The following is a 12,014-nucleotide window of genomic DNA, read 5'->3' on the forward strand; positions in this document are numbered from 1 at the left end:
ATAAATCTTTCATGGAAACTGACAAAATGCTATATTTGTGTCAATGGCTTAATTGTTGATAAATGTTACACAAATATTAAGGGCACAAGCGATAATTTTTTCTACATTTATCGCATCCTTAGCATAAAAAAAGAAAGGTAAACATTCATGGAAGCAAAATTCTCGCCTCGCGTAAAGGATGTGATTTCATACAGCAGGGAAGAAGCCATCAGGTTGAAACACGATTACATTGGCACGGAGCATTTACTGCTCGGGCTGATCCGTGAAGGAGACGGCATGGCTATCAAGATATTGAAACATGCAGGGATCGACACCACCGAGCTACGCAAATCCATTGAGGACGCCGTCAAGGGCTCTTCAATGTCCCGCGCCCCTATTGGCAATATGCCGCTTACCAAGCAAGCGGAAAAAGTATTGAAAATCACTTACCTTGAAGCGAAAATCTTCAAGAGCGATGTCATTGGCACAGAGCACTTATTATTATCCATCCTACGCGATGAAGACAACATTGCCTCGCAAATCCTGCAACAGTATGACATCAATTACGATGTCTTCAAAGCGGATGTAGAGCAGCACAAAGCAGGCATTACCGATCAAGCTTCCGGCTCTACAGCTGGTGACGATGATTTCAAAGAAGAAGATCACTTTAGCCAGCCCAAAAAGGTATCTGACATTAAATCCAAGACTCCAGTACTGGATAATTTCGGACGCGATTTGACAAGGGCTGCCGAAGAAGGTCGCCTTGATCCCATTGTTGGCCGTGAAAAGGAAATCGAACGTGTTTCGCAAATCTTATCGCGCCGTAAGAAAAACAACCCGATTCTCATTGGCGAGCCCGGTGTGGGCAAATCTGCCATTGCCGAAGGTTTGGCCTTGCGCATCATCCAACGTAAAGTATCGCGGGTATTGTTCAACAAACGCGTGGTCACGCTTGATTTGGCCTCGTTGGTAGCGGGCACGAAGTACCGCGGCCAGTTTGAAGAGCGCATGAAAGCGGTAATGAACGAGTTGGAAAAATCACCGGACGTCATCCTGTTTATCGATGAAATCCATACCATAGTAGGAGCCGGTGGCGCATCGGGTTCATTGGATGCCTCCAATATGTTCAAACCAGCCTTGGCCCGTGGTGAAATTCAATGCATTGGCGCCACCACATTGGATGAATATCGGCAATACATCGAAAAAGACGGTGCGCTTGACCGTAGGTTCCAAAAGGTGATGATTGAGCCTGCCACGCATGATGAAACGGTGGAGATACTCAATCGCATCAAAGAAAAATACGAAGAGCACCACAACGTCAATTACACGCCGGAAGCCATTGAAGCATGTGTGTCATTGACCACCCGTTACATTACCGATCGCTTCCTGCCCGATAAGGCCATCGATGCGCTGGATGAGTCCGGTTCAAGGGTACACCTCACCAATATCCATGTGCCGCAAAGCATCATCGATATTGAGCAGAAAATCGAGGAAATCAAAGTCGAGAAAAATAAAGTCGTACGCAGCCAGAAATATGAGGAAGCTGCGAAATTGCGCGACACAGAAAAAAAGCTGCTTGAAGAGCTTGAGCAGGAAAAAGCGGCTTGGGAGGCTGAAACCAAAACCAAGCGGTACACGGTAACGGAGGATAACGTAGCTGAAGTCGTGTCTATGATGACCGGTATCCCCGTACAACGTGTAGGGCAGTCCGATAGCCAAAAGTTATTGGGCATGGCTGAATCCATGAAAGGTCGCATTATTGGTCAGGATGAAGCCGTTAAAAAATTGGTAAAAGCGATTCAGCGTACGCGTGCCGGATTGAAAGATCCTAAAAAGCCAATCGGCTCATTCATTTTCTTAGGCCCTACGGGTGTAGGTAAAACTGAACTGGCTAAAGAGCTTGCACGATTCATGTTTGACAGTGAAGATTCACTCATCCAAATCGACATGAGTGAGTACATGGAGAAATTCGCCATCTCCCGCTTGGTCGGTGCGCCTCCGGGGTATGTAGGCTATGAAGAAGGTGGCCAGCTGACGGAAAAAGTACGCCGTAAACCTTATTCTGTAGTATTGCTTGACGAAATCGAGAAAGCACATCCCGATGTGTTCAATTTGTTACTGCAAGTGCTGGATGAAGGACAGCTGACCGACAGCCTTGGCCGTCGGGTGGATTTCCGCAATACGATTCTCATCATGACGTCCAACATCGGCGCACGCCAATTAAAGGACTTCGGACAGGGGGTAGGATTCACCACAGCGGCAAAATCCGAACAGGCTGAATCACACTCACGCAGTGTCATCGAAAATGCGTTGAAACGTGCTTTTGCGCCCGAGTTCCTCAACCGTATCGATGACGTGATTGTCTTCAACTCCCTCGATAAAGAGCATATCTTCAAAATCATTGATATCGAGTTGAAGTCGCTCTTCGTACGCATTGAAGCTTTGGGGTACAATATTAAGCTCACCGATGGAGCCAAAGAGTTTGTTGCCGAAAAAGGCTTCGACAGCAACTTCGGTGCACGTCCGCTCAAACGGGCTATCCAGAAATACTTGGAAGATCCCATCGCCGAGGAAATCCTCAAGGGCGTGGTAGCCGAAGGCAATACACTTGAAGTGGGTTACGACAAAGACAAACAGGAAATCGTGGTTAATGTGCAAGCCGCGGACAATGGTTCGTCAAAACCTTCGGATTTGGCCGAAGAAAAAAAAGATGACTAATTAAGCAACCTGCTTATTCGAAAAGCGTCGTTTATGAAAAATAAGCGACGCTTTTTTAGTTGTAACATCTTTGGTGTAGTCATTCTTGGAGCAATTATTGCGTTAAACTTTTCAACGTCATTTACCGTCATACAAACAGGAACAGAAAACAGCATTATTTACCCAAAACTCATGCATATGAAGAAGCACTTTACCTTGGCCATGGTTGGATTTTTAGCCATCCTCGGCATGTCATCTTGCAAAAAAGAATATTACGATGTCGTAAATCCAAACCCCAATACGACCTATGTCTATACCATCGGTACAAATGCATGGCAATGGGAGTCCGGCGTTAGTCACCAGGTGTTCCATACCAAAGCCATCCCAGAGCTAACGGAGTATTACCTATTGGAAGGAAATGTCAGTGTAGCGATAAGTTTCGACGGCGAAAATAGTTACGATATTTTGCCGACCACATTTGGCGGTATTGCTTATTCCGTCAATTACACGGTCGGTTCCATTACGATATTCGCAGAAGACCCGTTGGCGGAGCCCGGTATAGAAATCAATTTACCCGATCCCGCAGTGGTCAAGGTGGTGCTTTCCGAATCTGATTTTATACGCGAATTTTAGAGCAGATACAGGTTCCATAAAAAAAGCGGCTTGCAGCCGCTTTTTTTATGTGGTATACTCGCTGTATTTCCACTACTCCTCCCCTATTCCTCCGATTACGGCTTCGCTCACCCCGGTAAATGAAAAACCGCCATCATGGAAGAGGTTTTGCATGGTCACCATCTTTGTCAAATCCGAAAATAACGTGACCGTGTAATCCGCGCATTGATCGGCCGTGGCATTGCCCAACGGAGACATCTTATCGGCATAGGAGATAAAATCCCCGAAACCTTTCACACCAGAGCCAGCAGTGGTCTGCGTAGGTGACTGGCTGATGGTATTTACACGCACTTTTTTACGCACACCATATTGATAACCGAAATTACGGGCAATGCTTTCCAGTAATGCCTTGGCATCAGCCATATCGTTGTAATCCGGGAATACACGCTGCGCAGCGATATACGTAAGTGCTACGACCGATCCCCACTCATTAATAGCATCTTTTTTCATCGCGGTAGCCAGCACCCGATGCAAGCTGATGGCCGATATATCAAAGGCTTTATGTGTGAAGTCGTAGTTGTTTTCCGTATAGTGGATGCCTTTACGTACATTGATGCTCATTCCTACGGAATGCAGGATAAAGTCCACACCACCCCCAAAATGCGCCAGTGTCTGATCAAACAAGTTTTCAATGTCCTCGTTGCTGGTCACATCAGCAGGAATAACGGGCGCATTGTTGCACTCCTCAGCCAACTGCTTGATGGTGCCCATACGCAACGCTACCGGAGCATTCGTCAGCACAATTTCAGCACCTTGCTCTACACAGCGCTGTGCAGTTTTCCATGCAATGGATTTATCGTCCAATGCGCCAAAAATAATTCCTTTCTTTCCTTTCAGTAGGTTATGGGACATAGTTGCTTGTTTTAAAGTCAATGAAATATAAAGTGGGTAAAAATAATGCTTTTTTTTAATTCCCCAACAATTCAGCAGCATGTTGGAGTGCCGCCTCACCGGGCTTAGCCCCGCTAAGCATTTGCGCAATTTCCAGCACCCGTTCTTGTGGTTCCAATTGGACAATGCCGGTTGACGTCCTGTCTGCCGACTCCTTTTTATAGACCCTGAAGTGGGCTTTCCCTTTTGAAGCAATCTGCGGCAAGTGCGTGATGGCAATGACCTGCATATGGTCCGCCAAGCGTTCCATAATATCCCCCACTTTGAGTGCCACCTCGCCGGATATCCCGGTATCGATTTCGTCAAAGATGATGGTTGGCAATGATGAGGTCTTCGCTATCAATGATTTGATGGCCAGCATGAGCCGGGAAAGCTCCCCTCCCGAGGCCACTTTGCCAATAGGCTGCGGTTCCTGTCCCTTATTGGCCGTAAATAAAAATGCTACCTTATCTTGTCCGCTGCTTCTTACCTGACCCGTGTCGAGTGGGCTAAGCACAATCTGCAGTCGGCTGTGGGGCATCCCCACCTCATGCAATATCCTACTTACCTCATCCTGCACCAGCGGAATGGCCAATCGGCGCTGTTCGCTCAGCTGGGCCGCCAGTTCAAAGGTTTCGGTTTTTAGCTGGCTGGCTTCCATTTCCAGCCGATTGATCTCAGCTTCATCTGAAGACAGGGCTTCCAGTCGCCCACCCAATTCCTCCCGCAGCGCAATGAGCCCGGCTACACTATCTACCCGATGTTTTTGTTGCAGCATATACAGCAAGCTAAGTCGTTCGTTGACTTCCACCAAGCGGGCTTCATCCAGCACAATTCCCTGTTCTGTACGGCTGATTTCATCAGCCAAATCCTTCAGTTCGATGAAACTGCTTTGCAACCGTTCGGTCTGCGGGGCAAGGGCCGCCATATAGCGCTCAGCTTGCTGAAGCTGCTGCACAGCCTCCTTAAGCAGCGCTATCGCATTCATTTCCTGTTCTTGCAAGGCATATACCACACCAAATAGGTTACGCTTGATTTCTTCGGCATGTGTCAGTTGCTGTTGCTCGGTTTCCAGCCGCCCCTGTTCGTCGGCATGCAGGTTGGCCTTGGCCAGTTCATCATATAGAAATTGATGGTAATCAGCCTCTGAACGGGCCTGCTGTGCTTCTTCCCGCAATTGATCTAATCGTCCCTGTATAGCCCTGTAAGCTTGATAGGTGGCGCTGTACTGGCCACGCAGGGTATGGTTTTGGGCTACGCTATCCAACGTAAGCAATTGGAAGGCTTCGGTACTAAGTTGCAGCGTTGCATGCTGGGAATGGATGTCAATTAACTTTTCCGCCAAAGCTTTCAACACACCAAGCGTGACCGGCGTATCGTTTACAAAAGCCCTGGACTTCCCATCCGCGCTTATTTCACGCCGCAGGATGGTTTCCTGTTCGTAATCTAAATCCTGTTCGCTGAAAAAAGGCGCCAACTGGTAACCCGACACGTCGAAATGCCCTTCGATAATACATTTCTTGTCCTGATTGAAAAAATAACGGCTTTCCACCCGTTGGCCCAGAATGAGTGATAATCCACCCATGATGATGGACTTACCGGCTCCGGTTTCGCCAGTCAGGATGTTCAATCCGCTGTCAAAATGAATATCAAGCGCATCGATGAGCGCATAGTTTTTGATGGATAGGCGACTAAGCATAGTTTATGAACTACCTTGAATTTCGTAAAGATTCATATTTATTCGCATTGGCTGGATCCACTTCGGCAAGTACATTGTAGGCTTGCACCCTTTCCTGCGGACCCATCCCGCTGAATATACCAATAAGCTCGTCTGACTTCGCCGTGAAAAATACCTGGTTGAAGACGGCTCCTTGTGCCAACCTATCTATTTTTTGCAAAGATGGCAATAGTGTTAAAATGGTTTTACGGGCAGTCGGTGCGTCCTCGGACATCGCGTCCAGACCTTTTAGGTAAAAACTATACAGGAAATCACGGATGGGCTGGTACCGGCGGTCGAGCAGGTTGTTGACCAGCCAAAATCGGTTGTTCATCGCTTCCATCGAACGCCACCCCATGAAACCGGTGTTTTGCGCATTGTTTACGATATTCTGCGCAGCCGTATAAAACGGCGTTCCCCCTTGATGTTCAAAGGTATCCGCATCCAGTCCCACAATGAGGTATGCATAATAGGCTAGTAAGGAAGTGAGATTATTCATATACTGCTGATCGGAATAATCCATCAGCTGCCCTTCCGTATAGCTGAAATCAAAATTGTTGTCTGACACACGCAGCAGCGGGCTATTATAAGAAGTGTTGAACACCGGCCTTGTGGAGATGACCTGGGCCTGCGCCTTGAAATTGGACGAGCCATCCCATTCGTTGATGGTGATTACGAAGCTGCAATCGATACGTTCCTGCGGCTGTATCTGATTGGCACTCCATGAGCGATTATTAAGAAAGTCGGACACCGCTTTTTGCAATACTTCCAATGCCCGTTTGTTGGTATTTTGTACTTGTGGCGAAAGGATTTGTACCCGTGCGTTCAAATCTTGGGCTTGTGTGGACGTGCTCCATAAGCACAGCAACATCATTCCCTTGGCCAAGAAACCCAATCGTTGAATCATGCCCAAAGATATAGATAATGGATGAAATAATTTGCGTTGTCGAGCATCAAGATATTTACCACATACTTTGCATTACTATGTATTTTGTTATATCTTTGCCTCCGTGAATGAAGATTTTGTACATAAATGGCGATCTCAGGTTAAAAAAGGCACACTTGCTTTCATCGTGCTAAATATCCTGAAGACCCGGGAGTTGTATGGATACGAGCTCATTGAGCAAATCAGAAGCTACACCGCAATCGATGTGGCCGAGGGGACACTATATCCCCTGCTCAACCGGCTGAAAGACGAGGGATTGGTAAACGCTAAATGGGTAGAACAGGAAACGGGGATTCCCCGGAAATATTATTCACTGAATGAAAAGGGATTAGCAAGCCTTGCCCAAATGACCCAGTTTTGGGAAGAATTGCAGAAATCCATCAATAAACTATCAAAATGAAGATGCTTACGTTCAACGACAAAACAGCGAATAAAATTTATCAACTGTATATCAAGCGGGTAAAAAAAGTAAGCAAAGGATTGCCCGAGGAGGACAAGGATGATATCCTTATGGAAATAAACAGCCATATCTATGAGGCAATGCAACGCGTGCATGTTAAAGAGGCGACCGAGGCCGATAAGTTGCTGGACATTCTTGATAGGTTCGGGGAACCCGAAGATGTCCTGCGGCCGCTGATTGCCGAAAAGAAACTACGCCAGGCAACCACTACGTTCAATCCGGTACATATCGTTAAGGCATTGGCATTGAACGTGACCAACGGGGTGGCATACATCATTTTCTCCCTGCTTTATCTCTTCCTTTTCACTTTTGTATTCGTCATCGGGGCAAAAATTCTGTACCCGAAGGAGGTGGGACTTTTCTTTCAAGACGGTTCATTTTATTTGCTTGGAATTATCGATCCCAAATACCGGCAGAAGTATGGTGTCGAAGAGGTACTCGGCAACTGGTTCATTCCCGCAATGCTGCTTGTTAGTGTTGTGTTCTATGTATTGACCACGTTGATCCTGCGTTTGGTGAAGCGAAGACGGAAGTAATTTTTTTGGCCATATACATACTTATACTATGTATTACGTTTAACTTGTTATTTTAGTTTTAATGTTGAAGATTCCGTTCCATTTGTTATTTATCGGTGTGGTGTTAGCCAACGTTGCATATGGGCAACAATTTCCGTTGATCGGCAGGGTGAAAACAGCAGCAGGAATAGCCATACCGGGAGCCACGGTAACTACATATTCAGCAGAAGGAAAGATACGGGGATTTGCTACTACCCATAATGACGGTCAATTCACGCTCCTGCTACCGAAACAGTCGGGTACGAAAGTGACCGTCCGGTCAATCGGCTATCGTGAAGTTGAACTTACGGTCGACGACTCCTGGTTTACCTCCGAAAAGATTGAAAAGGAATTTGTTATGGAACCGCAGGCGGTGGTGTTGGATGAGGTGGTCGTCGAGCGCGATGAGAGCGAACCGGACTCCGTGGCGATACACATCGACGACCTTGGTTTATCAGAAACCAGCGACCTAAAAGAAATCTTGTCCAAACTCCCCGAATTCCAGCTTGATGAGGATGGCATCATCCTCTACCGGGGAAGAAATATCGATAAAATAACGGTCAACGGCAGGCAGGTGTTTGTAAACCAGAATAAGATGGCCCTGCAATCCATTGAAAAGCGGATGATAGATCACCTGGACGTTATCAATAATTACCAGGACAATTTTAGGTTAAGTTTTGAAGACACAAAAGAAACCGTCCTCAACGTCGCAGCCAAAGCCGATTTCAGCAGCATCCTCATCGGGGACGTAAGCGCTGGATACGGGGCATCGAATAAATACGATGCCAATGGGAAAGCCTTGTATTTTTCCACCCCTATCAACGCATTTTTCATACACAACACCAACAACATCGGCGGCATCAACCTTGAGCCAAGGGAGATAAATGCCTTGTTCAGCCGGGAACAGGTTTTTTCAGACCTTGATAAGGAACTCATCAACGGCGTGCTTTCACAGAATCAGGCACGCACCCGTGATTTCCGGTCGAACACCAACGCGACGGTACGCAAGGAAACCAATCGTTACCGACTACAAATGGTGGCTTACTACCTAATGAATAACCGGGAAACATCATCCGGTACCGAGAATGTTTCTGAAGATGGAAATCCGCTGCTGACCACCCAGGACCGGAATACCAATAACTACAGGGCATTGTTGCACACCAGTTCGTTCGACTACCGTCTGAAAGATAATAGTTTACTGGATTACCGCCTCATCACCAATGTCATCAGGGATCACGGCCATTCAGACCGGAGAGTCACGATTTTCGATGGTGAAAATTCCCTCCTGATGAACGGGCTTTCCTCATCCACACAGCCAAACAGCCATTATATCCTGAACGATGTCGGTTACTCCCATAAGTTTTCCAACCGTTGGATTTCCTCCATCCGGTTTGGCCACCACCTTTCAGGCATTGACTATCCAGTATCGTTGGATGCCGGAAACCCGACGGTGGATGGGAACGTACAGGACGCGGGGTTCAACATGAACGCCTTGGCCATCAGGGCAAACCTGAAATTCCGGTTAAATGGAACGTTCATTCCATGGGTGGAATACGAGGATAAGCATGTCCGGGAAGCTGTGACCAACAGATCCGCAGGAAACGAGGCGACGCTATTCAACCGTGATTATTCGCAAAGGCGGCTGCAATTGGGCATGGCGGGCGACAGGCTGCTCGACTACCTGAACTACTCGGCCAATTGGGAGCTACTCCATTTCAGCACATCGCGACATACGGGTTTTTACTTCCCTTACCGGTTCAGCATATCGGTTGACAAGCGGCTTGAGCGTTGGTATGCACAGGGCAGCAGGCAATATTTCCTGAATGACATCAGTACGGGAGTTACATTGATACGGAACCTCACGGATACTCACTTAGGCGCAGATGAGCTGCCTCATCTCACAAACCGTATGGATAGCCATTCACTGGGTTATGAATACATGAATCTGTTCAGGGGTGTTTCCTATGGCGTCAGCGTCACCCGCCAGACGCAATATAATCAGGTGCAGCCGAACTTCGACCGCACCTATGAAAACGGTATGCGCCTGTTCACGCTTCGCGCAATACCCCATTCAAAAGATACAAAACTATCCGTCACAGGCTCCAAAAACCTGTTCAGCAACAATTATCCTATTAAATCCGATGCCGCACTGAGCTATAGTTTCGGAAACTCGCCGTCCTATTTCGGGCAGCGGCTTGCTGATGTTCTTCACAGGGGGCCTTCGGTGCGGATTGGGCTGCAGTCCCTCAACCCTTCGTGGTTCAATTTCGAAGTTTCAAGCCGTGCCAATTTGTATACGATCAGCATTAATGAAAACACCTTTGACAACCAGTCCACCATCAATACGTTTGCAGTCAAAGCCAGGGGCAGGGGGATGGAAACCAAACTGGAATTTATATACCAGCTGGACTTCCTGTATGGAAATCGCTTCGACCGTAAGAACATCAACCTCACCGTGGAAAAGAGAAGTGCCAAAGTCACCTATGGCTTCCAGGGACTGAACCTCGACGATTTCTTCGGGCTATTTGGGAATGCTGCCTACAACAATTACGTCGTCTACAACCAGGGCATCAACACCATTATAACCAACGACCGTGCTATCCGTTATGCCATTTTTTACATCAAATACACGTTTAATTAATCACTCAATTCACTAATCATGAAAACCAAAAGATTCATCCAATTGCTATTTTCCGCGCTGGTGCTTTTCGCCAGCTTCAACCCATCACTGGCACAACAGCAGCCCGATTTTCTGATGGCCAAGTATGTGAGCAACGGACTGTCTCCCACCATCGTACAGACCATAAAGCTACAGGCCAACGACCCACAGGAACAGCGCAAGCTCCTGAAAGACATCGGTGACCACAAATTTTTCTATACCCTCATTTACAACACAAAGACCCAAACTTCGTGTTACAAACTTGATTCAATAAACAAAGTCGAGGGAATCGTTCCAGCGGGCAATTCGGTGTTCGTACTTGTTGATGCCGAAGGGAATTTCCACGGCAAGGAAACCTTTACAGGTGACGAATATTATTTCTCCGGAAACAAGGGAAACCTGGAATGGGAGATCACCGATGAGAAAAAACAAATCGGCCAATACAGCTGTACGAAAGCCAATCTCAAAAACTTGACAGGTACAAGCGTTTGGTTCACGACGGATATACCCGTGTCTGCCGGCCCCGACATTTATCAGGGACTACCCGGCCTTGTGCTTGAAGTGGAAGCGGTATTTGAAAAAACAGATCTCCAGTCGGTCAGCTTCAGTGATGCACCCGAAGAGCATAACGCAGAGGCTTTGGATGCAGCATATGCCAAAAGCAAACCCTTACCAATCAGTCAAGTATTCAGTTTGAAAAACAATTTTATACAAATGGTCAAACAGCAGCTGGAGACAGGGAAAAAATAGCCCGGTGTTTATGAATACTTGCTCCTTTGTTTTAAGTTTGCAACAATGCAAGACTACAGTGCTCAATTGAGCAAATATATGCCGGCTACAGCTGCGCCGGTGATTTCGCGCTGGATTAATGACAGCAGGTGTCAATTTCGCATCAGCAGGGGCCGCATATCTAAATTTGGTGACTATCGGCCACCGCATGGCGGGCATGGACACCGCATTTCGGTAAACCACAACCTCAACCCGTATGCATTCCTCATCACCACGGTGCACGAGTTTGCACACTTGAAAACGTGGAACGCCTATAAAGACCGCGTGAAGCCCCACGGCCAGGAGTGGAAATCCAGCTTCAGGCAATTGATGCAGCCGTTCCTGCAGGCTGCCATCTTCCCGCATGACGTCCAGGTGGCCATTTCAACATACATGGATAATCCAGCGGCTTCCAGTTGTTCGGATTTGAACCTATTCCGCGTATTGAAGCGCTACGACATTAAAAAGGAAGACACTCATACGGTAGAACAGTTGCCGGAAAACACGGTATTTGCGCTAAAAAATGGCCGGGTTTTCCAAAAAAAGGAAAAAATCAGGAAACGCTACCGCTGCGTGGAGGTGAAGACGCAGCGAATATATTTATTTAGCCCCATTGCCGAAGTGTTCATCCTGCAACAAGGCAACTTTCGTCAATAGCCGATAGCTGGTTTTTAAATTTATTCCGTATTTTT

10 protein-coding genes are annotated in these 12,014 nt (G+C 47.1%); 7 read left to right on the forward strand and 3 right to left on the reverse strand.

Annotation, left to right across the window (positions count from 1 at the left end; all coding sequences use genetic code 11):
• The first annotated feature begins 147 nt into the window (after nucleotides 1–147).
• Together BMW65_RS06935 and BMW65_RS06940 are read left to right on the forward strand one after the other, a co-directional pair.
• Nucleotides 148–2,697 carry an ATP-dependent Clp protease ATP-binding subunit gene (locus BMW65_RS06935; RefSeq protein ID WP_090603925.1) on the forward strand — a complete coding sequence of 850 codons (2,550 nt, stop codon included), beginning with the start codon at nucleotides 148–150 and terminating at the stop codon, nucleotides 2,695–2,697.
• Nucleotides 2,698–2,874: 177 nt separating this feature from the next.
• Entirely contained in the window at nucleotides 2,875–3,309 is a 435-nt protein-coding gene (locus BMW65_RS06940) for a hypothetical protein (RefSeq protein WP_090603927.1), read from the forward strand.
• 72 nt (nucleotides 3,310–3,381) lie between these two features.
• On the opposite strand, the gene BMW65_RS06945 is transcribed toward BMW65_RS06940, so the two are convergent.
• Genes BMW65_RS06945 through porD form a run of 3 tightly spaced genes read right to left on the reverse strand, consistent with a single transcriptional unit; the run spans nucleotide 3,382 to nucleotide 6,809 of the window.
• A complete protein-coding gene (locus BMW65_RS06945) occupies nucleotides 3,382–4,200 on the reverse strand; it encodes an enoyl-ACP reductase FabI (protein ID WP_090603929.1) in 819 nt (272 codons plus the stop codon).
• Nucleotides 4,201–4,255: 55 nt separating this feature from the next.
• The gene (gene recN, locus BMW65_RS06950) at nucleotides 4,256–5,917 is read right to left on the reverse strand and encodes a DNA repair protein RecN (protein WP_090603931.1); all 1,662 of its coding nucleotides are present in this window, start codon (nucleotides 5,915–5,917) and stop codon (nucleotides 4,256–4,258) included.
• Between the two features lie 10 nt (nucleotides 5,918–5,927).
• Nucleotides 5,928–6,809, reverse strand: a complete 882-nt coding sequence (gene porD / locus BMW65_RS06955; protein WP_090604305.1) for a type IX secretion system protein PorD — start codon at nucleotides 6,807–6,809, stop codon at nucleotides 5,928–5,930.
• Between the two features lie 136 nt (nucleotides 6,810–6,945).
• Here porD and BMW65_RS06960 point away from each other — a divergent pair, with 136 nt between their 5' ends.
• From BMW65_RS06960 to BMW65_RS06980, 5 genes are all read left to right on the forward strand, one after another.
• Nucleotides 6,946–7,281, forward strand: a complete 336-nt coding sequence (locus BMW65_RS06960) for a PadR family transcriptional regulator (RefSeq protein ID WP_090604307.1) — start codon at nucleotides 6,946–6,948, stop codon at nucleotides 7,279–7,281.
• Entirely contained in the window at nucleotides 7,278–7,877 is a 600-nt protein-coding gene (locus BMW65_RS06965; protein ID WP_245747529.1) for an HAAS signaling domain-containing protein, read from the forward strand. Before BMW65_RS06960 ends, BMW65_RS06965 begins: the two co-directional genes overlap by 4 nt.
• A 61-nt stretch (nucleotides 7,878–7,938) precedes the next feature.
• Nucleotides 7,939–10,536: a carboxypeptidase regulatory-like domain-containing protein gene (locus BMW65_RS06970; protein ID WP_090603935.1), complete on the forward strand. Its 2,598-nt coding sequence runs from the start codon at nucleotides 7,939–7,941 to the stop codon at nucleotides 10,534–10,536.
• A gap of 18 nt (nucleotides 10,537–10,554) precedes the next feature.
• Nucleotides 10,555–11,304, forward strand: coding sequence for a GLPGLI family protein (locus BMW65_RS06975; RefSeq protein ID WP_090603937.1), 750 nt, complete (start codon nucleotides 10,555–10,557; stop codon nucleotides 11,302–11,304).
• 45 nt (nucleotides 11,305–11,349) lie between these two features.
• Complete coding sequence (locus BMW65_RS06980; RefSeq protein WP_090603939.1) at nucleotides 11,350–11,979, forward strand: SprT-like domain-containing protein; 630 nt, start codon at nucleotides 11,350–11,352, stop codon at nucleotides 11,977–11,979.
• Nucleotides 11,980–12,014: the final 35 nt, after the last annotated feature.

The sequence above is a fragment of the Parapedobacter koreensis genome (genome assembly GCF_900109365.1).
Lineage (GTDB): Bacteria > Bacteroidota > Bacteroidia > Sphingobacteriales > Sphingobacteriaceae > Parapedobacter > Parapedobacter koreensis.

Bases quoted from the DNA above. Each gene is read 5' to 3' on its own strand.
- BMW65_RS06935 (WP_090603925.1), top strand. From the start codon at position 148: ATGGAAGCAAAATTCTCGCCTCGCGTAAAGGATGTGATTTCATACAGC.
- BMW65_RS06940 (WP_090603927.1), top strand. From the start codon at position 2,875: ATGAAGAAGCACTTTACCTTGGCCATGGTTGGATTTTTAGCCATCCTC.
- BMW65_RS06945 (WP_090603929.1), bottom strand. From the start codon at position 4,200: ATGTCCCATAACCTACTGAAAGGAAAGAAAGGAATTATTTTTGGCGCA.
- recN (WP_090603931.1), bottom strand. From the start codon at position 5,917: ATGCTTAGTCGCCTATCCATCAAAAACTATGCGCTCATCGATGCGCTT.
- porD (WP_090604305.1), bottom strand. From the start codon at position 6,809: ATGATGTTGCTGTGCTTATGGAGCACGTCCACACAAGCCCAAGATTTG.
- BMW65_RS06965 (WP_245747529.1), top strand. From the start codon at position 7,278: ATGAAGATGCTTACGTTCAACGACAAAACAGCGAATAAAATTTATCAA.
- BMW65_RS06970 (WP_090603935.1), top strand. From the start codon at position 7,939: ATGTTGAAGATTCCGTTCCATTTGTTATTTATCGGTGTGGTGTTAGCC.
- BMW65_RS06975 (WP_090603937.1), top strand. From the start codon at position 10,555: ATGAAAACCAAAAGATTCATCCAATTGCTATTTTCCGCGCTGGTGCTT.
- BMW65_RS06980 (WP_090603939.1), top strand. From the start codon at position 11,350: ATGCAAGACTACAGTGCTCAATTGAGCAAATATATGCCGGCTACAGCT.